This is a genomic window from Morganella psychrotolerans (assembly GCF_001676155.1).
Taxonomy (GTDB): Bacteria; Pseudomonadota; Gammaproteobacteria; order Enterobacterales; family Enterobacteriaceae; genus Morganella; species Morganella psychrotolerans.
In genome coordinates this window covers 1-24,123 of the sequence record NZ_LZEW01000030.1, presented here as the reverse complement: position 1 = coordinate 24,123, position 24,123 = coordinate 1, and the positions used below count along the sequence as shown (strand labels likewise).

The window sequence follows — 24,123 nt, the reverse complement described above, 5'->3', positions numbered from 1 at the left end:
GTCCTGACACCAGGCCGCGCCGGTCTTTCCCGGCGCGGCCTTTTTGTTGAATTTTTCTTATGGTATCGAGTCAGCTCACAAAATAAGCTCAAAAAAAATCCGGATTTTCATTTATTTGATAGCTATCGCTGTTAACCAGTCGTAAACAATTATGATATCAGAAGATAATTCGATGACCAGGAGGCTTTGGATGAGCGCAAAAACGATGGCTGTAAACGAACTGGAGCAATACGGCATTACTGATGCCACGCAGGTAATCTACAATCCGAGTTATGATTTACTCTTCGACGAAGAAACCAACCCCGGCCTGACCGGTTATGAACACGGCGTTGTCACCACCAGCGGCGCAGTCGCCGTTGATACCGGTATTTTTACCGGTCGTTCGCCGAAAGATAAATATCTGGTCAGAGATGACATCACCCGCGATACCGTCTGGTGGGCCGATCAGGGAAAAGGTAAGAATGACAATAAACCTCTGTCGCAGGAAACCTGGTTTTCACTGAAAAAACTCATCACCACGCAATTATCCGGCAAACGCCTGTTTGTTGTTGATGCCTTCTGCGGCGCCAATGCAGATACCCGCCTGAAAGTCCGTTTTATTACTGAAGTCGCCTGGCAGGCACACTTTGTGAAAAACATGTTTATCCGCCCGGATGAAGATGAACTTCATAATTTTGAACCGGACTTTATTGTCATGAACGGCGCAAAATGCACCAATCCGGACTGGCAGGCACAAGGACTGAATTCAGAAAACTTTGTCGCGTTTAACCTGACGGAGCGCATCCAGCTCATCGGCGGCACCTGGTACGGCGGAGAAATGAAGAAAGGCATGTTCTCCATCATGAATTATTTGCTGCCGTTACAGGGAATTGCAGCAATGCACTGTTCGGCGAATGTCGGGGAAAAGGGCGATGTGGCTATTTTCTTCGGGTTGTCCGGCACAGGAAAGACCACGCTTTCCACTGATCCGAAACGCAAACTTATCGGCGACGACGAACATGGCTGGGATGATGACGGCGTCTTTAACTTTGAAGGCGGCTGTTATGCCAAAACCATTAATTTATCCGCTGAGGCAGAGCCGGATATCTATAACGCCATCAGCCGGGATGCATTACTGGAAAACGTAGTTGTACGCCCGGATGGCAGTGTTGATTTTAATGACGGCAGTAAAACAGAAAACACCCGGGTTTCTTATCCCATCTATCATATTGAAAATATTGTTAAACCTGTTTCAAAAGCAGGACATGCAAACAATGTGATTTTCCTGACAGCGGACGCATTCGGTGTATTGCCGCCGGTCGCGGAACTGACCCCGGAACAGATGCAGTACCACTTCCTGTCCGGATTTACCGCCAAGCTTGCCGGGACTGAGCGGGGCGTGACAGAACCGACGCCAACCTTCTCTGCCTGTTTCGGTGCGGCATTCCTGACACTTCACCCGACACAATACGCCGATGTTCTGGTGAAACGCATGAAAGCGGCAGGTGCAAAAGCGTACCTGGTTAACACAGGATGGAACGGTACAGGAAAACGTATTTCAATTAAGAACACGCGTGCTATCATAGACGCCATTCTCAGCGGGGATATTGATAAAGCGGCAAAACATACGCTGCCAATCTTTAATCTGGCCATTCCTCATGAGCTGCCGGGCGTCGACAGTCATATACTCGACCCGCGCAACACGTACGATAACGTGGCGCAATGGCAGGAAAAAGCAAAAGATCTGGCGGAACGGTTTATAAATAACTTTGATAAGTATACCGATACTCCGACCGGTCAGGCTCTCGTCAGCGCAGGGCCTTTGCTATAACCGAATAACAAAAAAAGCAGTGTGAGCAAAACAGCAGCCCCGGATCAAAAGTCCGGGGCTTTCTGTTTTAATCCGCAGCAGGCAGGTCAAACAGCAGTATTTCACTGTCCTCTGTAGCCCGCAGACTGAGCAGGTCTTCATCGCGGATAGCCACACCATCACTGGTGACCGCTGTGTGACCATTAATAGTCAGCGCACCTTTCACTACCTGGATCCAGATCATCCGCCCGCTCTGTGGCTGATACGACCCTTCCTCGCCACCTGTCAGTGCCCAGCGCCACAGCGTCATATCCTGAAAGACTTTAAGCGACCCGTCGCGGGCATCCGGTGACAACACCAGCTGGCGTCCGTTTACAGCATCAAACCGGCGTTGCTCATAGCGTGGTGCCAGCCCCGTAGTCTCCGGAATTATCCAAATCTGATATAAATGCAGCGCCGTCGTATCATCAGGATTATATTCCGAATGGCGGATCCCGGTACCGGCGCTCATTATCTGGAATTCACCGGCAGGCACCTGCTCTTTATTTCCCATACTGTCCTGATGCTCAACCGCCCCTTCCAGGACATAGGTCAGGATCTCCATATCTTTATGCGGATGTGTGCCGAACCCTTTGCCTGCTTCAATAAAATCTTCATTAATCACCCGCAGCGCGGAAAACCCCATAAAGTCCCGGTCATAATAATCAGCGAATGAAAAAGTGTGCCAGCTTTCAAGCCAGCCGTGAGTTGCATGACCGCGTTCATTTGCAGAGCGTACATAAATCATAATTTGTCTCCTTAATCTGATAAGAAACAGTTTACGTCCGCCACAGAAATAGACCAGCAGGGCTGATTAACGTAAGGATCCAAAAAATTTGAATAAGTATTACGGAGTATTAAGGGCGGGAGATTACGGCGCGGTGATTACGGCGCATAGTTTTCACACCGGTGGCGCGGGAATAGCCGGTAAAACGGAAAGACGCTGACACATCCCTGTCCGCTCGGATCGCGCCATCCATGGCGCTTTACGCTTTCCTTTTTTTACCGGCTACTCCCGGATGAACTCCGGCACTGTAAAAATCAAAAGTAAAAACCAAAAAAATTCATCTGCTAAATCATCCGATTTGCAGCACGAAATATACTTTCTGGTTTTGGCCCACACACACTTTCCCCGACGCCATTCGTTCTGCAGCAAGGCGGCAAGGGAAGGAAGACGGGGAGCATACATTAGTATGTGACCCGGCTGCCTGAGTGCAGCCAACACAGCGGCAGAGCGAATGGATAAGGGGAAAGAGGGGGAAAAAAAAAGCCGGCGCAGGGCCGGCTAAATAAACACTGGAAGCAATGTGAGCAATGTCGTTCTTTCATCTGAACCCTGAAGGTGGTCATCTGAAAGTGGATTAATGATAATGGTTATCAGTATCATTTGTAAAGCACTTTTTGCTTAGTTCCATGTGCAATTACTGTCGTTTTCTGTTAACCCACTGATCCGTTGGTTTATTTTAACGTAATTTAATAATTCCATAGGGTTACTATGGATTTACTCATCTGTTCAGCACTCAGCCGGGGCAAACGGCAACGCCTGCGCACATGCCCACGCCGAGCTCCATGCCCACTGGAAGTTATACCCTCCGAGCCAGCCGGTGACATCTGTCACTTCGCCGATAAAATACAGACCCTGAACGTCCCGGGCTTCCATCGTTTTTGATGAAAGCGCCAGGGTATCAACACCGCCCAGCGTCACCTCGGCTGTCCGGTAGCCCTCTGTACCGTTCGGCTGTACCTGCCAGTTCTGTAATTTATCCGTAATTTCCTGCTGTGCCGCTTTTGACAGCTGATTAAGCGCCACATCCGGTAAATCACCCATTGTCTGTAAGCACTCCACCAGCCGCTTAGGCAACAGTTTTGCCAGCGCATTGCGCAGACTCAGGTTCGGGTGTTTTTCCCGCTGAACAGCAAAGAACTCCGCCAGGTCAGCCCCGGGAAGTAAGTTAATGCTCACATACTCGCCGGCTTGCCAATAGCTGGAAATTTGCAGAATGGCAGGACCTGACAGCCCGCGATGGGTAAATAAAATATTTTCAGCAAAGAGCGTTCCGTCCTGCGCTGTAACGGTTGCAGGTACAGCCACGCCGGAAAGTGCCTGAAGCTCTGTCAGCAGGGGCTTATGCAGGGTAAACGGCACTAATGCCGCGCGGGTCGGCAATACCGGCAGACCAAACTGCTCTGCCAGACGATAACCAAACGGTGTTGCTCCCAGGCCAGGCATAGATAATCCGCCGCAGGCAACAATAAGTGAGTGTGTACTCACTAGCTTTCCGTTGACCGTAACAACAAATTCTTCTCCCTGCTTTTCCACAGAGGTCACTTCACTGCGCAACCTGACTGTCACCGCACCCAGTTCACACTCTGCCAGCAGTAAATCAATAATCTGCTGCGCCGAATCATCACAAAAGAGCTGCCCGAGCGTTTTCTCGTGATATGCAATCTGATATTTCTGCACCAGCGCAATAAAATCCCACTGTGTAAAGCGGGCAAGCGCTGACTTACAAAAATGCGGATTATTACTCAGATACGCTGCCGGTTCTGTATACAGGTTAGTAAAATTACAGCGCCCGCCCCCGGACATCAGAATTTTTCGTCCGGCTTTTTTGCCATTATCGAGAACCAGCACACGCAGGCCGCGCTGCCCTGCCTGTGCGGCACAAAATAATCCGGCAGCACCTGCGCCGATAACTATTGCATCAAACTTTTCCAAAATTATGTTCTCTATGGCTAAAAATGTGGCGAAATCCCGGTAAATGTCTTAAATTTGTCATAGTGTTTAAATCAAGCTATAAATTTGTCATTTTTTATTTAGGAGCCTAACCCGATGATATATAAGCGCTAACGATTTTTACGCCTGATCTTCTGAAGGTATCAAATCAAAAAAAAGGCTATATTTCACTTCCCCGGGACGCATTTGTCGCTGATAATGCGCCGCGTTCATGTCCAACAACTGGCTTAACGTCTATGCTACATCTATTTACAGGCTTGGAATTCCATACCGGCCTTTTGTTAGTACTGGCTCTGATTTTCGTGCTGGTTTACGAAGCCATTAATGGCTTCCATGATACCGCAAATGCGGTAGCAACTGTTATCTATACCCGGGCAATGCGGGCTCAGCTTGCCGTTGTCATGGCGGGTGTTTTTAACTTCCTCGGGGTACTGCTCGGCGGTCTGAGTGTGGCGTATGCGATTGTGCATCTTCTGCCCACAGACTTACTGCTGAATGTCAGTTCAGCCCATGGTCTTGCCATGGTCTTTTCCATGCTTCTCGCCGCCATCATCTGGAATTTGGGCACCTGGTACTTCGGTATCCCGGCCTCAAGTTCTCATACTCTGATCGGCGCCATTATCGGGATCGGCTTAACCAACGCAGTTGTCACTGACAGTTCTGTGGTGGATGCGCTTAATATTCCGAAAATGGTCAGCATCTTCCTCTCACTGATTCTGTCACCGTTAATCGGTCTGGTCATCGCCGGGTTAATGATCTGGTGTTTGCGCCGGTACTGGAGTGGTACAAAAAAACGCCGCCGCATTCACTTAACACCGGCAGAACGTGAGAAAAAAGACGGCAAACGTAAACCGCCATTCTGGACGCGTACAGCCCTTATCCTCTCGGCAGTCGGCGTCAGCTTCTCGCATGGCGCAAACGACGGGCAGAAAGGCATTGGTCTGATTATGCTGGTTCTGATTGGTGTCGCACCTGCCGGCTTTATGGTGAATATGAACTCCAGTGATTACGATATCGCCCGTACGCGGGATGCAGTCGTGAATCTGGATCAGTATTACACCACGCACCGGGAAGCATTAGCACACGCTATTGAGCTGACACCTGCGGCTGGCGCAGAAAATGCCGTTCCTGATGAGCAGTTCCATTGTGACAGCTCACGCACCGGCATTGTATTACAACAGGCACAAGGGCTGCTCAGTAATATTCATACCTACAGTGATTTATTACCTGAACAACGTAGTCAGATGCGCCGTCTGCTGATGTGTATTTCGGATACTGCCGCAGAAGTTGCGAAGTTACCGGAAACTAAACCAGAAGATGCCCGCTTCCTGAAACGTCTCTCTAATGACCTGCTGAGTACCGTTGAGTACGCACCAATCTGGATCATCATGTCTGTCGCACTGGCCCTGTCTCTGGGGACTATGTTCGGCTGGAAACGTGTTGCGGTGACCATTGGTGAAAAAATCGGTAAGAAAGGTATGACATACGCACAGGGTGTGTCCGCGCAGGTTACTGCGGCGGTCTCTATCGGTGTGGCAAGTTATACCGGCATGCCGGTTTCAACCACTCAGGTGCTCTCCTCAGCCGTTGCAGGGACCATGATTGTTGATGGCGGGGGCGTTCAGTCCAAGACCATCAAGAACATCCTGCTGGCGTGGATACTGACCTTACCGGTCTCGATTATTCTGTCCGGTTCGCTTTACTGGATTTCCCTGCAAATTATCTGACCGCAGGTTGTTATCCTCAGAAACTGAAAAGCCTGACGGCAGCAGCCGTCAGGCTTTTTTTTGTTTTTTTCTTCTTTTTTTGTTTCACTGCCAGATAAGCATCATCAGTAATGAGGCTATCACAATACCGCATATCGCACTGATCATCGTAAACTGGCGGTGAATACGCCCGCAGCGTAAAACGACCTCAGGATCATGATGAGTGAGATATTCCCGCTGATTAATATAGCGGATAAGGCGCAATTGTTTCTGCCACTGAGTATAATCCGTAAAAGCATTATTACCGCCGACCGCGTGGTAAAGCAGAGGATCACACTCACGCAGAACAGAGAGCAAGGCCCGGATTGAAGAATAAAACCGGATCATGTTAATCAGGCAAAGAAAACATAACGCCCAGAACAGTGTAGCGATGCTGAACATAATCCACCCCTCAGACTATCCGCGGAGAAGGAACCGGTGATATCAGTGTTAATCACAGCGTACTGACAACATTCTATGTATTCAGTATGGACAAAGCTGTGAGGTTCCACAAACTATCGCATTCTTTCACACTGTAGTTTAATAGTTAAGTCTCCTGAAAATATTGGTTTTGCCACGCATAGCCTTGTTAGAAGTATATAGATTGTTATATCTTATAAATCAGACATTCTCCCTGATATCATAAAAGCGTTGAGTTGTGATCGGCATTACACTCTTTAATGATATGAAACAGTTATAGTATTCATCAAGGATAGCGGCGTAAGCCCTGCCAACCCTTAACACTTTGAACGGAAGGAATTTATTTATGGCATATAAACATATTTTGGTCGCAGTCGATCTCTCGCCTGAAAGTGAAGTGTTAGTGAGTAAAGCGGTTTCTATGGCGAAGCCTTACGATGCAAAAGTGTCGTTGATCCACGTTGATGTCAATTACTCTGACTTATACACCGGGCTTATCGATGTTAACCTGGGCGACATGCAGCAGCGTATTACTGAAGAAACCAGTAACTCACTGAAAAATTTATCCAAAAACTCAGGTTATGAGATTCAGGAAATGCTCAGCGGCAGCGGTGATCTCGGTCAGGTATTAGTCGATGCTATCAGAAAATATGATATGGACCTGGTTGTCTGCGGGCACCATCAGGATTTCTGGAGCAAACTGATGTCTTCTGCACGTCAGCTGATCAATACCGTTCATGTCGATATGTTGATTGTTCCGCTGCGTGACGATGATACCGCATAATCTTCTGTTGAAATATTATTCATATAAAATGCCTGCTTATGCAGGCATTTTTTTTTAGCTGAAAATGAGGCGGCTGATCCGGCACAAAATGCCGTCAATGAATTTTTTTTTGTCATATATGTAAAAAAACAACTTGAAAACCAGATATAAACAAGAGATAAATTCAAGTGGTAAATGCAAACACATCTCACATTATCAGAAAAATAAAATAAAAAATGTCTGGGATACCTCACAATGTAACGTAACCCGACATCATTCGTGTCACAGATATGTCGTTCGCAGGAATGTTCCGGAGAACCTGCTCCCGGGAGATGAGTGCGGTCTGTATATTTTGCGCATGAATGCATAAGGGTAAGACAGACAGGAAAATAAATATGAGTAACTTTATCTCTTTGGAAACGTTTCTGGAAAGTGTTCAGCGTCGTGATCCGTCACAACCTGAATTCCTCCAGGCAGTACGTGAAGTGTTCTCCACACTATGGCCATTCCTTGGCAATAACCCGCAATACCGCGATCAAAATCTGCTCGCGCGCCTTGTTGAACCGGAGCGTGTTATTCAGTTTCGTGTCACCTGGGTGGATGATCAGAATCAGGTACAGGTTAACCGTGCGTGGCGCGTACAGTTCAGCTCCGCTATCGGCCCGTACAAAGGCGGTATGCGCTTTCATCCGTCAGTAAACCTCTCAATCCTCAAGTTCCTGGGCTTTGAGCAGACACTGAAAAACGCACTGACCACACTGCCGATGGGCGGCGGGAAAGGCGGTTCTGATTTTGATCCGAAAGGAAAAAGCCAGAGCGAAGTTATGCGCTTCTGCCAGGCACTGATGACCGAACTGTACCGTCATCTGGGTCCGGATACGGATGTTCCTGCGGGTGATATCGGCGTGGGTGGTCGTGAAGTCGGCTACATGGCGGGCATGATGAAAAAACTCTCCAACAACACATCTTGTGTATTCACCGGTAAAGGGCTCTCTTTCGGCGGCAGTCTGATCCGTCCGGAAGCCACAGGTTACGGACTGGTTTACTTCACACAAGCCATGCTGGAGCGCCACGGAATGAGTTTTGAGGGTATGCAGGTTTCTGTTTCCGGCTCCGGTAACGTAGCGCTGTTTACTATCGAAAAATGCCTGTCACTTGGTGCAAAAGTTATTACCGCATCAGACTCCGGTGGTACTGTTGTCGATAAAGACGGTTTCACCACAGAGAAACTCGCTCGTCTGACAGAAATTAAAAACCGTTACGGTCGTGTGGAAGAGTATGCGAAAGAGTTCGGGCTGGTTTATCTGAAAGATCAGACACCGTGGGCGGTTCCGGTTGATATCGCGCTGCCGTGTGCCACTCAGAATGAGTTGGATCTGGCGGATGCACAGGTGCTTATCAAAAACGGCGTGAAAGCAGTTGCAGAAGGTGCCAATATGCCGACAACTATTCCGGCAACAGATGCATTCCTGGCGGCCAATGTGCTGTTTGCACCGGGCAAAGCCGCAAACGCAGGTGGTGTGGCAACATCTGGTCTGGAAATGTCACAAAACTCAGTGCGTATGAGCTGGAAAACAGAAGAAGTGGATGCGCGTCTGCATCACATCATGCTGGATATCCACAACGCCTGTGTGCAGTACGGCAGCGAAGAGAAACAGACTAATTATGTACAGGGTGCGAATATTGCCGGGTTTGTGAAAGTGGCTGACGCAATGCTGGCACAAGGCGTTCTGTAAGTTTTAATTCGTTGCAGCAGTAAGTGTCTGTCGTGTCAGTTACGCGGTAAACACAGTGTCGAAGGGGGTATAACAAGCGGTACGGAAGTCTCACTTGTTGCCCCTTCGCGAAACGGGAACTGCCCTGTCCCCCTTTCACACTGACCGCATCAGTTATTCTGCGTCGGCCTCTGCTTTTATGCAGGGATAGATATCAAAACGATGGCTTTTTGTCTCCAGCGCGGCCGGTGCTTTCTGCCCCGCTAACGGCTCTGCGTAATCCGGACGCTTCACCACGACACGCCGGGTTGCAAGTGCCAGAGCAGGTGTTAGCAGTTTATCTGCATCCTCATCTGCCCCCACCAGCGACTGAAATACCCGCATCTCTTTTTTAACCAACGCACTTTTCTGCCGGTGCGGATACATCGGGTCGAGATACACCACTTCCGGCGGCGGCGAAATATCCGCAAGGGCATCAATACCGGATGCGTGGATCAATACCATCCGCTCACGCATCCAACTGCCGATCTCACTGTCCTGATACGCGCGCTGTAAGCCATCATCCAGCAATGCCGCGACAACCGGATGGCGCTCTATCATGCGCACCCGGCAGCCCAGAGACGCCAGCACAAACGCATCACGCCCCAGACCGGCGGTCGCATCCACCACGGACGGCACATAGGATTTTTTTTATCCCGACTGCTTTCGCAACTGCTTCCCCGCGCCCGCCGCCGAAACGCCGCCGGTGTGCCATGGTGCCACCCGCAAAATCCACGCGGATCCCGCCGAGTTTCGGTTCATCGCACTTGCGCAGTTCCAGCCCTTCCGGTGTCAGTACCAATGCCATCGGTGCCGTTTCATCATGCACCAGACCCCAGCGCACAGCTAACGCGTTAAGGGCGCAGTTATCTGCGCCCTCCTCACACTGTAAACGAATATTCACTTATTACCCGTTGATTCCGTAGCCTTTTAACATCGCATCCAGCTCTGGTTTGCGTCCGCGGAAGCGCTCAAACAGAACCATCGGCTCTTCTGAACCACCACGGCTGAGGATGTTATCCAGGAAAGACTGCCCGGTAACCGGGTTGAAAATCCCTTCCTCACTAAAGCGGGAGAACGCATCTGCCGCCAGCACATCCGCCCACAGATAACTGTAATAACCGGCTGCATAGCCGCCTGCAAAAATATGACTGAACGCATGCGGGAAACGGCTCCACGGCGCACTTGGCACAACAGAGACTTTCGCTTTCACCGCAGACAATACCGGCATAATCTGCGCACCGGTGGCCGGGTCATATTCCGCATGTAAGGTGAAATCAAACAAACCGAACTCAAGCTGACGCAGGATAAACATCGCAGACTGATAATTTTTTGCCGCCAGCATGCTGTCGAGCAGCGACTGAGGCAATGGCTCACCGGTTTCATAATGACCGGAGATAAACGCCAGCGCGTCCGGCTCCCAGCACCAGTTTTCCATAAACTGGCTCGGCAGTTCGACCGCATCCCACGGCACACCATTGATACCGGAGACATCCGCAACCTCAATCTGTGTCAGCATATGATGCAGACCATGACCAAACTCGTGGAATAATGTCAGCACTTCGTCATGGGTAAACAGCGCCGGTTTGTCACCGACCGGTTTATTAAAGTTACAGGTAAGATATGCCACCGGTTTTTGCAGAGAATTATCCGCATGACGCATACGTCCGATGCAATCATCCATCCAGGCACCGCCGCGTTTGTGTTCGCGGGCATATAAATCCAGATAGAAGCTGCCGCGCAGCTCGCCGGTACTGTCAAACAAATCAAAGAAACGAACATCCGGATGCCAGATTTCAACACCGAAACGCTCTTTGGCGGTGATCCCGTAGATCCGGCGGATCACTTCAAACAACCCGCTGATCGCTTTTTCTTCCGGGAAGTAAGGACGCAGTTGCTCGTCACTTATCGCAAACAGATGCTGTTTTTGTTTATCGGCAAAATACGCCATATCCCACGGCTCGAGTTTATCGACACCATATTGCTCTTTAGCAAAAGCGGCCAGTTGTGCAACTTCCTGTTCACCCTGATGATGCGCACGCTCAGCGAGATCATTGAGGAACGCCAGCACTTGCGCCGGGTTTTCTGCCATTTTAGTGGCGAGAGATTTTTCCGCATAATTTTTAAAGCCGAGTAACTGAGCCAGTTCGTAACGCAGCGCCAGAATCTCTGCCATTACATCACTGTTATCCCATTTCCCGCCATTCGGTCCCAGCTCTGATGCGCGGGTGCCGTAGGCTTCGCTCATCTCTTTGCGCAGCTCCCGGTTATCTGCATACGTCATCACCGGCAGATAACTCGGCATATCCAGGGTGAATAACCAGCCCTTATCGCCTTTTGATTCCGCCAGTGCCTGAGCGCCGGCAACAGCACTTTCCGGCAATCCTGCCAGCATTGCTTCATCAGTAATCAGCTTGCTCCAGCCCATCGTGGCATCCAGCACATTATTGCTGTACAGCGAACCAAGCTCTGACAGGCGCGCTGAAATTTCGCCATAACGCTTTTGTTTTTCAGCCGGTAAACCAATGCCGGATAATTCAAAATCACGCAGTGAATTTTCAATCGATTTGCGCTGTGCCTGAGATAAAGACGCAAATTCAGGGCTTGCTTTCAATGCTTTATAGGCATTGTATAACCCTTCATGCTGCCCCATCCAGGTACTGAACTCTGACAACAGCGGCAGACACTGCTCATAAGCTTCACGTAATTCAGGGCTGTTTTTAACCGAATTCAGATGACCGACCGGCGACCAGACGCGGGATAATTTATCACCGGCTTCCGCCAGCGGAACACAGACATTTTCCCATGTGAAATCAGGAGCATGACTCATCACCTGCTCAACCGTCTGACGATAGTTATCCAGCGTTTCTTTTACCGCAGGCACAATACATTCGGGATTAATGGCAGAAAATGCCGGTAACTGATTTTTAGTCGGAGAAAGCAAAGGGTTCATCATAAAAAACATCCTGTTAGCTGTCTGGTGTACATCCGCCTGACGGCGCACATACAAATGAAAAGTGAAAACCGAAACTCCTTATAACATGGGGACATTATCCGGCAAGTTCAATGATTTTTCGTGTTATTGCGCTGAGTAAAAATCATTCGCGCAAATAATCACACTATTCTGATACATCTCAAAAGAAAAGCCGTAAGAGAACTTTTGAATCGCTACCGGAAAGCGTATAATATGCAACCTCGAAACGGAAGATCATCGTCCCCGGTGGGGCGGCCGGATTTCAAATCCGGTTGGGGCCGCCAGCGGTCCCGGGCAGGTTCGACTCCTGTGATCTTCCGCCACTCAAGTTCAATACAACTCCATCAATTCTATTAAATTCAAATCATTACTCAAGTAATCTGCGGCAAATAACTAACCTGCCGGGGTATTTTAATGTTTATTTTTCAGGGTATATTGGTAGGATTGGTTTTCATTTGGTTGGGATAACAGTCAGTAAAACGGAGGCAATGTAATGAGTGATAATCTTCCTGAAGCACCACAGGGCGAATTTGTTTTGTTCCGAAGTGAAGATGGTCAGACTCGCGTCGAATGCCGCTTTGAATCCGATACGCTGTGGTTATCTCAGGCTGAAATTGCCAACCTTTATCAGGTAACACCTCAGGCAATAACTCAACATGTTAAAGCTATCTACGACGAAGGTGAGCTTGTACAAAATTCAACTTGTAAGTCTTTCTTACAAGTTCGGCAAGAAGGTAACCGGCAGGTTAATCGCAATACGCTGCATTACAATCTTTCAATGATCCTCTCCATTGGCTACCGCGTCCGATCTGTTCGCGGAACACAGTTTCGTCAGTGGGCAACGCAAACGCTGGAACAGTATCTGATCAAAGGGTTTGTCATGGATGATGAGCGGCTGAAGAATCCGCCTGTTGGTCAATCAGTGGTGCCTGATTACTTTGATGAGATGCTCGAACGCATCCGTGATATTCGTGCCAGTGAGCGGCGCGTATATTTACGCGTGAAAGAGATCTTCACCATGGCAGCGGATTATGAACCCTCGAATAAAGAAACCACTCGTTTTTTTCAAACCATCCAAAACAAACTGCATTTTGCTTGTACTGGAATGACTGCCGCTGAGCTTATTGCCAGTCGTGCAGATGCGGGTCAGCCGGATATGGGCTTAACCAGTTATAAGTCCGACGAGGTTCGTAAAACGGATGTGACGGTTGCAAAGAATTATCTGCGTGAGAATGAACTCAAAGAATTAAATCGCATCGTCAATATGTGGCTCGACTTTGCCGAAGACCAAGCGCTGCGCCGTAAGCAAGTTTTTTTACAGGATTGGGATACTAAGCTGGATCAGTTTTTGAGTTTCAATGACCGTGAAGTTTTGCAAGGTGCTGGTGGAATAAGTAAAAAAAACCGCTGATGAAAAAGCCAAAGAGATATTTGATATTTTTGCTCAAAAACGTCGTCAGTTAAAAGAAGCCGATGGGGTGAGGGCGAATATTGCGGCACTGAAAGATTTGCTGAAAACAAGTAAGAAAAAGAAGTAGTTTCTAGTTTTTGAGTAATGTTTGACCCTCTGATCTTTTATCCGGGTAACTAAATGGCTAAAATGAGTAAATTGCACAAACAAGCAGATGAGTATTTCAAGCTATTGGAGGAGCAAAAATATGAAAAAAGGGCAACTCATATTTTCGGTTGTGAACCAAGTTTGGCAGTGTTTTTATTATGGTGCAATATAGAGGTACTTCTCCGATTAAATAAATATTATCATAAAATCCAAGAGCCTTGGCCTGATAAATTATCGTTTATAAATGCTAATTGGGCGCCTTTGAAGCACATCAAGGGAATAAATGTCGATGCATATAATGCAATATTTGGCAGTAGCAAGTCACTCTGGAAAATAAGAAATGAAATAGCACATACAGGTAAGTTTATCGAAGAGCATGAGGTTATACATTTTGTAGAATATGCCAAATTTGTTATTGATCGCCTTAACTCAGAACTTCCTAAAAGGAGCGACTTCTTAGTTAAAAAAAAGGCGTAGTGATGCACAAAAGAATAATAGAGGAAGGAAATGACCGCTTCTAAATTATTTTTTTATAGAGTCGGTAAGTGTCAAGGTAGTTGTCACCCCTGGTTGAGTTAAGCAGCTTGTTTCCCCCGCTCCGGATTCAGTGTTACCGCGCCTTCCGGTTGCCAGTTTCGTATCCTGCCTGACCAGCGCTCCGAGTGTGCTTCTTTTGCCCGCCGGTACAGCTCATCCCACTGTTTCAGCAGCCCGTAGTCTCCTCTGCGAGGTTTTTTTCCTTACGAACCCACCGCCTACTTAACTGATTGTTTTCATTCTGGTTTTACTTGATAACTGCTTTGTCGCCGAGAGCTGGAATTTGCAGTAAATCCTATTTCCACTGCTCAAGTTGTTCCGGATAGAGTCCTTTTTACGACAGTATTCAGCCACTTCCGCCTCACTGAGTGTGGCAGTTTCCACGATAGCGGCAAAGTGGGCTTCCGCCGGCCATTGTTCTGTATTTTTATCTGCACTAGGCACCGGTTTCCCCTCTGATTTAGCCTTGTTTCGCCAGTTATACAGAGTAGCTTCGAATATTCCTTCCATTTGTGCAACTACGGCCACAGTCATATTGTAAGGCGGCAGTAATTTAGCCAATACAGCTGTTTTTCGTTCAGTGGAAATACTCACTCCGCGCCCTCAGATTGTTTTTCAGAGGGAGTGACAACTATGCTGACATTGAGGGGTATGAGTAAGCTATAATTTTAAAATGCATGAATACAGAGCATCATTAATGCTGGTTATAAAACTAGTGAGGCTAGGAAAAGCTATATTTGTAAGTTCTTTTTTTGAGATGATGTTTGCATGTAGTGAGGAAAAAAAACTTGATAAGCTAGCTATGTGTTTTATTTTATTTGAATTATTGGAGTGTACATTTTGCTTGATGATAGAAGTGCCGCACAGCTTTTTACAAGTCAGGCTATTAATAAAATAGTTAGTGGAGATTATTCGTTTCTTCAGCAACTAGTTCATGAGTATGTTATACCGAGATTTTCGCCTGTGAAAGTCTCTGATGTTTTTGAACTCACTTATAAAAAAATCCATAAAAGAATATAAAGGCGAGTACTATTATAAGAATGTTATCGCTAATAAGCTATTTCTGAAAAATCATTATAATAGTAACGCTACGGTAGTTAGCGAATTTAGGGTTGGAAGCAATAAAGCTGATTTTGTAATTGTTAACGGCCATTCGGTTTGCTACGAAATAAAGACCGAGCGTGACACACTGAAACGGTTACCTGAACAAATAAAAACTTTCTCTAAGGTATTTGATCGTGTTTATGTCGTTTGTTCTAATAGTCATCTCTCAAATGTATTCGAGATGACTCCTGATAATATAGGTATTATTGAGTTAAATAAAAATGGAACATTAAAAGAGGTTAAAAAATCATTAAGTAATGTTGATGTAGACTGTGAATTAATTATAAGCTCATTAAGGAAAAATGAGTATGTATATATAGCAGAGAGAATATTAGGTAATCCATTACATTCATCTAATATGGATATTTTTTTTAGATTGTTTGTCTATCTTCAAAAATAGCTCACCGAATGAATTGAAAAAACTTTATAGGGAAGCGCTCAAGAAATATAGAAAATCAGATTTTGATTTTTTGAAAACACTTCCTACATCATTAATAAACTCAGCGATTAGTTTTAAAATGACCCCGTTTAATAAAGAACGGTTAGTGGAAAAACTAGCTGAATATATTTACTAGGAGTTTATATGTATTTTCCTTTTGTAAGAGGTAAACAGTTCGAGTTAATAGCTTTGCGAGAGTTAGCACCTAGATTACCTAACAACATTTACAAGCCTATTATTGAGCCTGTGAGGAAAAATTTATTACCTTTATTGAAAACAATAAAAAAAAATAAATGAATATAATATTGAACCTATTATTATTATAAATCCTAACATTGGAGACTATGCAAAAGAAAAAGATAATGTAAATATTAATGATTTACTGAAAGTACAAGGTGAAGATTTAAAATTCTTGCCATGTGTAAAAATTCACGATGAGAATGAAAATTACAAAACCATCATAGATACTTTGCCAGAACGGCATGCAGTATTTGTTGCGGAATTGGTAGACAAGAAAAACATGGAGTATCTCTTCGGGGCCGAATACGCAATTATTCCTAAACGTACTATTGATGAAATACTAACGAGGTTAAAAAAGAATGTAGTCCTCATTGATGATCCATTTCAGAAGAAAAATAGAAATGCCGACTACAAAGACAAATCTCATTTTTCAGATATTCATATTAGCTTTAATCAGAGGCCCAATGTCATTGGTTTTAGTGATTATACTATAGTTGGTTCTGATTATTCTGAGGCAGGCGGACCGGCCTATGTTGTAACAATTCATCTTTCTTACATTGAAGATGAATATAACCAGATGTTTATACGTCATTTTTCATCACAGGAAAGCAATAGTCCTGCGAACCCAGGAGGGAAGTTCAAAGAAGCGATTCATAAGTGTGTTACTTATATAAACGCTAATCCTACCGTGTTTGATGATACTTTAGGTTTAGATGAATTGTTATATCTCTATGAAAAGGGTCATTTCCCAGGTTTAGGGCAAGTAAAAAAGATTTCTCTAGAACATCATATTGAAACACTCTGTAACTTTTTGAACTCCTAATATTATGAGGTAAAAAATGAGCCTATGTTGCATATCATGTTTTCACGATGTAGTTATTAGAGATTTTATTGGTAAAGATCACGGTAATGGTCGTTGTGGTCATTGTCAAACTACTGATATATTTACAATCGATGCTGAGAAACTATCACAATTTTTTTGAACCATTTTTAGGTTTGGTTGAAGAAAGTGATGGTGGTAATAGTTTGTCTAATATATTACAAAGTTTGTTCCATATGTTCAATAATCAAGTGGAAAACAAGGATAGGTTGATTGCTCATATATTAGGTGAAGAATATAGAGATAAGAAATATAAGCTAAAATACCATTACCAAGAGCATTTAGATGGGTGGGAAGAATTTAAAAAATGAAATAAAGCACAAGAATAGATTTTTTCCAGAAAAATCCATGTACTCATCTTTGTTCGATATAAAAGATGATGATTTTGATGGTGATTTTTTTGATATGATAGAGCAATTGAAAATAGACTATCACGAGGAAGACAAGTTCTATCGCGCTCGAATAAATGAAAGCTTGCTAACGAAAGATGAAATGGGAATGCCTCCTAAAGAATATGCATCAGCGGGACGAGCAAACCCTATAGGTATACCATATTTATATTTGTCAAATAATAAATCAACATGTATTGCCGAGGTTAGACCTAATAATACAAGTAAGATACACATATCTGAGTTTACATTACTCAAGAATGTTTCTTTGATAGATCTAACTAATCCAAGAAAAAAAAATGTCTATATGCAAGTTTGAAGAAGGGCATTATAATAATGTCATAAGTATATTAAATTTAATTGAGGCTCTATCTAGAGAACTTTCTATACCAGTACGTCCAGAAAGTTCAAACATTGACTATATTCCAACTCAATTTTTATGTGAGTTTTTGAAAAGCTTTAGTAAATGTGATGGAATAATATTTGAAAGCTCTTTTGGTAGTGGGTTAAACTTTGTCTTTTTTTTTAGAGGTTGATTTTACTGTAAGTAACCCAATAATCCATAGAGTTACTAGAATCACCCATGAATATAATCCATGAATACAAAACTTTAGATGCGATATGAATCATAGTGCTCTCTAATACTTTTTCCAAGTGAAGGGATGTAAAATAAAAAATAATATCTTGAGGGCATTTTCCGTGATTTTCATTAAATATTAAAATATTAGTTATATATATTATGTACTTCTATCATCGTAGTATTTCCCATGAAATTAATGATTTTTTATAATAACAAAAACTTTCATATAATTAAACTTTAAAATCCCCTCCGGCCATTTAACCAAAACTCATTACGCATCTGCTAGCCACAGCGTGACACCTCATATGTCACGCCGCGCCCTCAGATTGATTTCTCAGAGGAGATGACAATTATGCTGACACTGAGGGGTATGTTTTAGCCGGGTTGATTTTCTGACTAAAAATCAGTCTTAGAAAAACCGGTCATATCATCCAGTCCCATTTCGCGACCTAATGCCGTCATTGGATGGACAATTATCAAGCCTCGCACGGCTTTCTTCAGCTTGCCAATATCAGCTTGTTCTTTCTTAGTGATAGGGCGTTTGAATGGCATATCCACTAACTTCTGCGCTTCTTTGCTTAGTTTATTGCTACGTACCGCCTTCAGACGAACAATTTCAATTTCCAGCGCCGCTTTTTCTTTCTCAAGCTCTGCATGCTTTTCCGCTTCGTTCGTCAGCTGCATACCCGCCATCTTGTGACGGATAAGGTCTAAACGGTCGTTAAGAAGTTTAATTTGTGCTTTTTCGATTTCTTTCATTATTAATTAACCGTGAATAAATTTCTTGTCGGCAAGTATACACCATTCGGCGTATGAGGCGAAAAGGGATACTGGTTACTTCTGTAGCGCATAAACAATAATCACCCCGATATTCATAGCAAAAACACCCTATTCTATTTCTATTATTTATAAATCAGCCGGTAAAAAACCCCGCGCCCGGTGTACTGACTGTCTGATACATCAATATTCCGGCAATAATAAATATTCCCCCTGCAATCAGGCGTAAATATTCGCCGTAGCGCAAATTCATACCTCTTCCCTGAGTATGTGTCAGGCGCAGTGCCAGAAAACGCATGCTGTGAACAAACCAGGCAATAGCGCACAGTGTGATCCCGGTTCCCAGCGCCATGGCAAATGTGGCTATAACGCCCCAATGAAAAACACCAATAACCGCAGAGAATAGTAAGACCAGCAATGCACCTGAACAAGGGCGGCAACCCATCGCAAGGATCATTCCTGCCTGTGTCCGCCAGTGTCCGGTTAATGCATCGTCAGCCACAACATGCTGATGCCCGCAACCACAAGCCGGTATCTGACCACCCCGGTGAACCTGCGCCGGTTGTAAAACAGCTGATGATTTTAGTGGCAGCGGTGTGACTTTTTTGATGGCGGATAGTTTAGCAGGTGTAGATATCGCCAACCGGCGGAGCGCGCGGATAATAATAAATCCGCCCAGTGCGATGATAAATACATAGCTCATTTTTTCAGTTAACTGACTGATATGATTCAGCTGTCGTGTTGAAAGTTGCAATATAAATAATACAACCGAAACTAATGTGACCGCGACAGTTCCCTGAAGCAGGGAGGCGAGAAAACTGAGTAATGCGCTGTGGCGTAATTTAGCCGGGTGTGTGGCGATATAAGCAGACAGTATCACTTTACCGTGACCCGGCCCCAGCGCATGCAGCAGACCATACAGAAAACCGAATAATACCAATAAGCCCCCCGCCCGCAGCGGATCGAGTGTTGCCAGTCCGATAAGCGTTGCCAGCTCAGTATTCAGCTCTCTTTGTAATCCGGTACTGATATGCAGTAAAGATGGCCATGCGCTATACAGCAAGTAGCTTCCCGGTAAAATAATGAGCAGGAACAGAATCCATAGCGCAATATGACCGTGCTTTATTGTCGGTGTCTTTATTAATGGCATTGCAATGTGACCCGCTGTGCAAACTGACGACCCAGTGTAAGATCATCATCCGGGGTTTCCCCGGTATCTAATGATAAGGCGTAATTTTTAAGCTCATCCGACGGCTGCGCCTCGGTTAAGGTCAGTTTACACGCTGATTCTGACGGCTTAGAAAGATGCAATGTCCCGCTGCCGGTATACGCCATACTGACAAAAAAGGTCGGTTCATACGTCAGTAAGTCAATCGTACTGCCCGCCAGCGGGATTGGGTGTAACAGCGATACACGAAACGACATCACAATCTGTAATCCCTTCCGGGTCATCTTGTATTCATCAGGAAATAATTTCAGCGGTTGTTTTTTATTCTGATAATAGAGCTCTGAAAAATAGGATTGCCCGATAATATTCGCCATGACAGATGCCGCCTGCTTTTTCCACTGCGGGCTGTCTTCCTCTGTTTTCAGTAAATCATACAAAATATCTGCGGATGTCATCGGGTCCATTACCCACACATAGCTCAGTCCGGTAAGATGATTATTATCAATAACTAATGTGGTATCCATCTCAATAAAACTGTGCGGGTGCGCCATAATACGGGGACTGAAAAAAAAATATTAAAATCAAAAAAAACAGATAATATCGGATATCTGATTACCTTCGTATGTTCCATACCGGTTCCCATTATAACGCCACTTATTGATATAATATAACATATCAATTCATTCACAGAAACCGGCTCAGTAACAGATAACAATTGCATTATCATTAATAGCGTCTGTTTTTATGCATAAAACATAATCAGTATAACTACGCAAAAATACGGTATCCGGGTGCAATATTATTCTGCTTGTCCGGACAAAACTAATCATAAAAAGACTGAAGTGTATTCTCTGCCACAGATCTGCCCGAATCATTCATTAGCTCAATAAAACATCATAAAGATATCACCCAAAGCGCCGATAACGTAAATATATGCTTATCTGTCCCGGGAGATTTATATGTCCTTGTATCCGTCCCGCATTTCAACCCGCCTGACCATCGGGGGCATACTGCTCCTTGCCATCACCACTGTGATTATTATTGTTATCATGCTCTGGCGGGGACAGCCGCGCGTTGTCGAAATAAATACAGCATTAATCGAAGAAACCGGACATGGTCTGACGGCCCGGGTGAGCACGATCTTATCCCATATCGACGGAAAAACAGTCAGTCTGGCACGGTTGTCAGAAGTACTGCCGAATGACGAAGCGTTGTATCAACATATTCCGCCAAACCTTATCGGCGGACAAAATAATGCCATTATTACCGGTGGTGGGATCTGGCCGGAACCGGGCGCTTTTCTGCCGGATGTGGCAAAACGCAGCTTCTTCTGGGCGCGTAACAGCACGGGAGAATTAATTTTCTCTGATGAATATAATGCGGAAAGCGCAAGCGACTACCATAACGAGAGCTGGTACAAAAATGCCCGCGAACACGCGACGGATACCTGCCTGTGGTCTGATGTATATCAGGATGCTGTTTCCGGTGTGAATATGGTGACCTGCAGTGTGCCTTACCGCGTTGGTGGTCAGTTTTCGGGAGTCGCAACAACGGATATCCGCCTGAATAATATTGCCGCCATTATGCAGCAATATGGTGACAGCACCGGCGGCTACGCTTTTGTGACCGACCGGCAGGGACAATTAATTTACTTTCCCGGCGACGATAATAAAAAATTCAAAACATTTGATGAGCTTGCCGCCCAATCCGTATGGCTGTCGCCGGTTGCAGAAAGGCTGAAACAGCAACATTCTCCGCAATCCGGTATCGACATAATAAAGCTCGATGATGACAAACTGCTGAACAGCGCATCACAAGTGATGCTTTTTCCGATGGAAGATACAGGATGGGTTATCGGCCTTGTCACACCGGAAAACCGGATCACCGGTTTGGCAAAAGTCATGATGCAGGATGTACTGGAAGCCTTGCTACCTATAATGGCACTGTTGTTGCTGGGATCCTGGCTGGTTGTGCGCCGGTTAATCACACGGTTGGATGATACCCGCAAGGCGCTGGATGATATTGCACAGGGAGAAGGCGACCTGACACGGCGTATGGACGTGCGGGGCAAAGATGAGATTTCGGCTATTGCACAGGCGTTTAACTTATTCGCAGATAAAATATCCACTATGTTACTGACTGTCCGCAACAGCAGTGCTGTTGTCGCCGGAAACACTGTCAGTCTGGCAGATAACAATAATGAGTTGTCCGCCAAGGTAACACAGCAGGCGGCGGCGCTGGAACAGAGTGCATCTGCGATGGAAGAACTGAATGTTACTGTTCATCAGAATTCAGAAAATACACTTCAGGCAGATAACCTGGCAGAAAGTACAGCGCAAACAGCCAGCCGCTGCGGCGATATGATGCAAAATGTTATTTCAACCATGAATAATGTAAGTACATCATCGGGCAAAATGGTTGAGATTGTATCTGTTATCGACAGCATTGCATTCCAGACCAATATCCTGGCATTGAATGCGGCGGTAGAAGCCGCCCGTGCAGGTGATTCCGGTCGCGGATTTGCGGTTGTGGCATCAGAAGTCAGAACACTGGCGCAGCGCAGTGCACAGGCAGCGCAGGAAATTAAAGTTCTGATTGATCAATCGGTATTGAATGTGGGAACCGGCAGTCGCCAGGTCAGTGAGGCGGGTGAAACACTGGCAGATCTGGTGATGGATGTGCTTCAGGTAAGACAATTAATGAATGATATCCGCATCGCCGGCGAAGAACAGAGTAAAGGTCTTGCTGAGGTCACTATGGCCGTATCTGAAATGGATACAACGGTTCAGCAAAACGCGACATTAATTGATGATGCCGCTTCGCGCACACAGATCCTGAGAAAAGAAGCTGAGCAACTTGCACAGATGGTTTCGGCCTTTAAATTGCCGGAAACACATTGATCAATCATGTAATCAAACACCGGGTTGATACTTTATCAGCCCGGTATTCATTCTGGTGATTATTCAAAATCCGCCGCATCATGGCGTTCACGCAGTAATTTCTCTGACGGATCGCCTGTACGGTTGACCCGGTGCCCTCTCTGTACACCCGGACGGGCTGCCACCTGGTTTGCCCAACGGATCACATGAGGGTAATCACTCACAGATAAGAACGTTGCCGCGCCATATAATTTTCCTTGTACCAATGCGCCATACCATGGCCAGATAGCGATATCCGCGATGGTATAGTGCTCACCAGCGATAAATTCATGCTCAGCCAACTGATGGTTCAGAACATCCAGTTGCCGCTTGGTTTCCATTGCATAGCGATTAATCGGGTACTCGTATTTTTCTGGTGCATAGGCATAAAAGTGACCAAATCCACCGCCGACAAATGGCGCGGATCCCATCTGCCAGAATAGCCATGACAATGTTTCAGCCCGTTCAGGTTGATTTACCGGTAAGAATGCTGCAAATTTCTCAGCCAGATACATCAGGATAGAGCCTGATTCAAATACCCGTATTGGTGCGGTGCCACTGAGATCAACTAATGCGGGGATCTTTGAGTTTGGATTAACATCAACAAATCCGGAACCAAATTGATCGCCTTTGCCAATATCAATAAACCAGGCATCATACTCTGCCCCTTTAATGCCTGACTCCAGTAATTCCTCAAGCATGATCGATACTTTCTGGCCGTTAGGTGTTCCCAGCGAATAAAGCTGGAACGGATGCTTGCCCACCGGCAGGGCTTTCTCATGTGTGGCCCCGGAAACGGGACGGTTAATATTGGCAAACTTGCCGCCGTTACCTTGCTTCCATTCCCATACATCCGGCGGGGTATACGTTGAATCAGCCATCAGTTATTTCCTCTGCGTTGCTTATCCCGGTGATACAACCGGGAATGCAGCACTATACGGTTTTTATTATGGACATTTAATTTACCGTCAGCAGCGTAAAATAGAAACCCTTGTTTTATTCATGGATAGTATCAGGATTTACTGCATCAGGTCAGGAGGAGGATAACCGGGGGATTCAGGGCAGGTGAAAAATAGCGGTGGTGTTGTCTATTCAGTGATTTTATTACAGTCAGGCTGATTGTTGATTACTTTTCGCCCAAACGCAAAAAAGCCACCCTTTGGGTGGCTTCTCGGCTTAAATAATAACCTGGCGGTTCCCTACTCTCACATGGGGAGACCCCACACTACCATCGGCGCTACGGCGTTTCACTTCTGAGTTCGGCATGGGGTCAGGTGGGACCACCGCGCTAGTGCCGCCAGGCAAATTCTGT

19 protein-coding genes, 1 tRNA gene, 1 rRNA gene and 3 pseudogenes are annotated in these 24,123 nt (G+C 45.6%); 12 read left to right on the top strand and 12 right to left on the bottom strand.

The genetic code is table 11. The features are described 5' to 3' along the window. Positions 1-190 precede the first annotated feature (190 nt). Complete coding sequence (pckA, locus tag AYY16_RS15210) at positions 191-1,810, top strand: phosphoenolpyruvate carboxykinase (ATP) (protein ID WP_067368454.1); 1,620 nt, start codon at positions 191-193, stop codon at positions 1,808-1,810. A 67-nt stretch (positions 1,811-1,877) separates the two neighbouring features. On the opposite strand, the gene AYY16_RS15205 is transcribed toward pckA, so the two are convergent. The 3 genes from AYY16_RS15205 to AYY16_RS15200 form a co-directional block, all read right to left on the bottom strand. Next, complete coding sequence (locus AYY16_RS15205) at positions 1,878-2,576, bottom strand: pirin family protein (RefSeq protein ID WP_067368451.1); 699 nt, start codon at positions 2,574-2,576, stop codon at positions 1,878-1,880. Between the two features lie 109 nt (positions 2,577-2,685). Beyond that, on the bottom strand, positions 2,686-2,808 hold the full coding sequence (locus tag AYY16_RS21475; protein ID WP_263317266.1) for a hypothetical protein: 123 nt from the start codon (positions 2,806-2,808) through the stop codon (positions 2,686-2,688). Between the two features lie 533 nt (positions 2,809-3,341). Further along, positions 3,342-4,547: a BaiN/RdsA family NAD(P)/FAD-dependent oxidoreductase gene (locus AYY16_RS15200; RefSeq protein ID WP_067368448.1), complete on the bottom strand. Its 1,206-nt coding sequence runs from the start codon at positions 4,545-4,547 to the stop codon at positions 3,342-3,344. A 254-nt stretch (positions 4,548-4,801) separates the two neighbouring features. On the opposite strand from AYY16_RS15200, the gene pitA reads away from it, so the two are divergent. After that, the gene (pitA, locus tag AYY16_RS15195) at positions 4,802-6,292 is read left to right on the top strand and encodes an inorganic phosphate transporter PitA (protein WP_067368441.1); all 1,491 of its coding nucleotides are present in this window, start codon (positions 4,802-4,804) and stop codon (positions 6,290-6,292) included. 84 nt (positions 6,293-6,376) lie between these two features. Here pitA and uspB read toward each other — a convergent pair whose 3' ends face one another. Continuing rightward, positions 6,377-6,712 (bottom strand): universal stress protein UspB, encoded by a 336-nt coding sequence (gene uspB, locus AYY16_RS15190; RefSeq protein WP_067368438.1) that lies wholly within the window; start codon positions 6,710-6,712, stop codon positions 6,377-6,379. A 364-nt stretch (positions 6,713-7,076) separates the two neighbouring features. Between uspB and uspA the strand changes: the two genes are divergently transcribed. Next, positions 7,077-7,514, top strand: a complete 438-nt coding sequence (gene uspA / locus AYY16_RS15185) for a universal stress protein UspA (RefSeq protein ID WP_067368436.1) — start codon at positions 7,077-7,079, stop codon at positions 7,512-7,514. Between the two features lie 374 nt (positions 7,515-7,888). Further along, the gene (gene gdhA, locus AYY16_RS15180; protein ID WP_067368434.1) at positions 7,889-9,229 is read left to right on the top strand and encodes an NADP-specific glutamate dehydrogenase; all 1,341 of its coding nucleotides are present in this window, start codon (positions 7,889-7,891) and stop codon (positions 9,227-9,229) included. 153 nt (positions 9,230-9,382) lie between these two features. Here the strand turns inward: gdhA and rsmJ are convergent. Then, positions 9,383-10,151, bottom strand: a pseudogene (gene rsmJ / locus AYY16_RS15175) (16S rRNA (guanine(1516)-N(2))-methyltransferase RsmJ). A 3-nt stretch (positions 10,152-10,154) separates the two neighbouring features. After that, positions 10,155-12,203: an oligopeptidase A gene (gene prlC, locus AYY16_RS15170; RefSeq protein ID WP_067368431.1), complete on the bottom strand. Its 2,049-nt coding sequence runs from the start codon at positions 12,201-12,203 to the stop codon at positions 10,155-10,157. 246 nt (positions 12,204-12,449) lie between these two features. On the opposite strand from prlC, the gene AYY16_RS15165 reads away from it, so the two are divergent. The 3 genes and pseudogenes from AYY16_RS15165 (at position 12,450) to AYY16_RS15155 (ending at position 14,256) form a co-directional block, all read left to right on the top strand. Then, positions 12,450-12,544, top strand: a tRNA-Sec gene (locus AYY16_RS15165). Positions 12,545-12,714: 170 nt separating this feature from the next. Further along, a pseudogene (locus AYY16_RS15160) lies at positions 12,715-13,759 on the top strand (virulence RhuM family protein). 53 nt (positions 13,760-13,812) lie between these two features. Continuing rightward, the gene (locus AYY16_RS15155) at positions 13,813-14,256 is read left to right on the top strand and encodes a hypothetical protein (protein ID WP_067368428.1); all 444 of its coding nucleotides are present in this window, start codon (positions 13,813-13,815) and stop codon (positions 14,254-14,256) included. 358 nt (positions 14,257-14,614) lie between these two features. On the opposite strand, the pseudogene AYY16_RS15150 reads toward AYY16_RS15155, so the two are convergent. Then, positions 14,615-14,910: pseudogene (locus tag AYY16_RS15150) on the bottom strand (IS3 family transposase); the annotation flags it as partial. 382 nt (positions 14,911-15,292) lie between these two features. Between AYY16_RS15150 and AYY16_RS19910 the strand changes: the two are divergent. The 4 genes from AYY16_RS19910 to AYY16_RS19900 all read left to right on the top strand — a co-directional run bounded on the left by AYY16_RS19910 (position 15,293) and on the right by AYY16_RS19900 (position 17,687). Continuing rightward, positions 15,293-15,820: a sce7726 family protein gene (locus tag AYY16_RS19910; RefSeq protein WP_082970766.1), complete on the top strand. Its 528-nt coding sequence runs from the start codon at positions 15,293-15,295 to the stop codon at positions 15,818-15,820. Positions 15,821-16,148: 328 nt separating this feature from the next. Further along, on the top strand, positions 16,149-16,922 hold the full coding sequence (locus tag AYY16_RS15140; RefSeq protein WP_156665014.1) for a sce7725 family protein: 774 nt from the start codon (positions 16,149-16,151) through the stop codon (positions 16,920-16,922). Positions 16,923-17,008: 86 nt separating this feature from the next. Continuing rightward, complete coding sequence (locus tag AYY16_RS19905; protein ID WP_082970764.1) at positions 17,009-17,290, top strand: hypothetical protein; 282 nt, start codon at positions 17,009-17,011, stop codon at positions 17,288-17,290. Then, entirely contained in the window at positions 17,265-17,687 is a 423-nt protein-coding gene (locus AYY16_RS19900) for an RES family NAD+ phosphorylase (RefSeq protein WP_082970763.1), read from the top strand. The genes AYY16_RS19905 and AYY16_RS19900 overlap by 26 nt, the downstream gene beginning before the upstream one ends. A gap of 657 nt (positions 17,688-18,344) precedes the next feature. On the opposite strand, the gene AYY16_RS15130 is transcribed toward AYY16_RS19900, so the two are convergent. The 3 genes from AYY16_RS15130 to AYY16_RS15120 all read right to left on the bottom strand — a co-directional run bounded on the left by AYY16_RS15130 (position 18,345) and on the right by AYY16_RS15120 (position 20,444). Beyond that, on the bottom strand, positions 18,345-18,707 hold the full coding sequence (locus AYY16_RS15130; protein ID WP_067368425.1) for a YibL family ribosome-associated protein: 363 nt from the start codon (positions 18,705-18,707) through the stop codon (positions 18,345-18,347). 154 nt (positions 18,708-18,861) lie between these two features. Continuing rightward, positions 18,862-19,875, bottom strand: a complete 1,014-nt coding sequence (locus tag AYY16_RS15125; RefSeq protein WP_067368421.1) for a nickel/cobalt transporter — start codon at positions 19,873-19,875, stop codon at positions 18,862-18,864. Next, the gene (locus tag AYY16_RS15120) at positions 19,866-20,444 is read right to left on the bottom strand and encodes a DUF1007 family protein (RefSeq protein ID WP_067368418.1); all 579 of its coding nucleotides are present in this window, start codon (positions 20,442-20,444) and stop codon (positions 19,866-19,868) included. Before AYY16_RS15120 ends, AYY16_RS15125 begins: the two co-directional genes overlap by 10 nt. 408 nt (positions 20,445-20,852) lie before the next feature. Between AYY16_RS15120 and AYY16_RS15115 the strand changes: the two genes are divergently transcribed. Continuing rightward, a complete protein-coding gene (locus tag AYY16_RS15115) occupies positions 20,853-22,793 on the top strand; it encodes a methyl-accepting chemotaxis protein (protein ID WP_067368416.1) in 1,941 nt (646 codons plus the stop codon). 59 nt (positions 22,794-22,852) lie between these two features. Here AYY16_RS15115 and yghU read toward each other — a convergent pair whose 3' ends face one another. Together yghU and rrf are read right to left on the bottom strand one after the other, a co-directional pair. Continuing rightward, positions 22,853-23,692 (bottom strand): glutathione-dependent disulfide-bond oxidoreductase, encoded by an 840-nt coding sequence (yghU, locus tag AYY16_RS15110; protein ID WP_067368413.1) that lies wholly within the window; start codon positions 23,690-23,692, stop codon positions 22,853-22,855. A 305-nt stretch (positions 23,693-23,997) separates the two neighbouring features. Continuing rightward, positions 23,998-24,113 (bottom strand): 5S ribosomal RNA (rrf, locus tag AYY16_RS15105). Between the last annotated feature and the right edge of the window lie 10 nt (positions 24,114-24,123).

Excerpts from the sequence above, each read along its gene's own strand:
- pckA (WP_067368454.1), top strand. The coding sequence starts at position 191 with ATGAGCGCAAAAACGATGGCTGTAAACGAACTGGAGCAATACGGCATT.
- AYY16_RS15205 (WP_067368451.1), bottom strand. The coding sequence starts at position 2,576 with ATGATTTATGTACGCTCTGCAAATGAACGCGGTCATGCAACTCACGGC.
- AYY16_RS21475 (WP_263317266.1), bottom strand. The coding sequence starts at position 2,808 with ATGGATGGCGCGATCCGAGCGGACAGGGATGTGTCAGCGTCTTTCCGT.
- pitA (WP_067368441.1), top strand. The coding sequence starts at position 4,802 with ATGCTACATCTATTTACAGGCTTGGAATTCCATACCGGCCTTTTGTTA.
- uspB (WP_067368438.1), bottom strand. The coding sequence starts at position 6,712 with ATGTTCAGCATCGCTACACTGTTCTGGGCGTTATGTTTTCTTTGCCTG.
- uspA (WP_067368436.1), top strand. The coding sequence starts at position 7,077 with ATGGCATATAAACATATTTTGGTCGCAGTCGATCTCTCGCCTGAAAGT.
- gdhA (WP_067368434.1), top strand. The coding sequence starts at position 7,889 with ATGAGTAACTTTATCTCTTTGGAAACGTTTCTGGAAAGTGTTCAGCGT.
- prlC (WP_067368431.1), bottom strand. The coding sequence starts at position 12,203 with ATGATGAACCCTTTGCTTTCTCCGACTAAAAATCAGTTACCGGCATTT.
- AYY16_RS15155 (WP_067368428.1), top strand. The coding sequence starts at position 13,813 with ATGGCTAAAATGAGTAAATTGCACAAACAAGCAGATGAGTATTTCAAG.
- AYY16_RS19910 (WP_082970766.1), top strand. The coding sequence starts at position 15,293 with ATGTTTTTGAACTCACTTATAAAAAAATCCATAAAAGAATATAAAGGC.
- AYY16_RS19905 (WP_082970764.1), top strand. The coding sequence starts at position 17,009 with ATGGTCGTTGTGGTCATTGTCAAACTACTGATATATTTACAATCGATG.
- AYY16_RS19900 (WP_082970763.1), top strand. The coding sequence starts at position 17,265 with ATGGGTGGGAAGAATTTAAAAAATGAAATAAAGCACAAGAATAGATTT.
- AYY16_RS15130 (WP_067368425.1), bottom strand. The coding sequence starts at position 18,707 with ATGAAAGAAATCGAAAAAGCACAAATTAAACTTCTTAACGACCGTTTA.
- AYY16_RS15125 (WP_067368421.1), bottom strand. The coding sequence starts at position 19,875 with ATGCCATTAATAAAGACACCGACAATAAAGCACGGTCATATTGCGCTA.
- AYY16_RS15120 (WP_067368418.1), bottom strand. The coding sequence starts at position 20,444 with ATGGCGCACCCGCACAGTTTTATTGAGATGGATACCACATTAGTTATT.
- AYY16_RS15115 (WP_067368416.1), top strand. The coding sequence starts at position 20,853 with ATGTCCTTGTATCCGTCCCGCATTTCAACCCGCCTGACCATCGGGGGC.
- yghU (WP_067368413.1), bottom strand. The coding sequence starts at position 23,692 with ATGGCTGATTCAACGTATACCCCGCCGGATGTATGGGAATGGAAGCAA.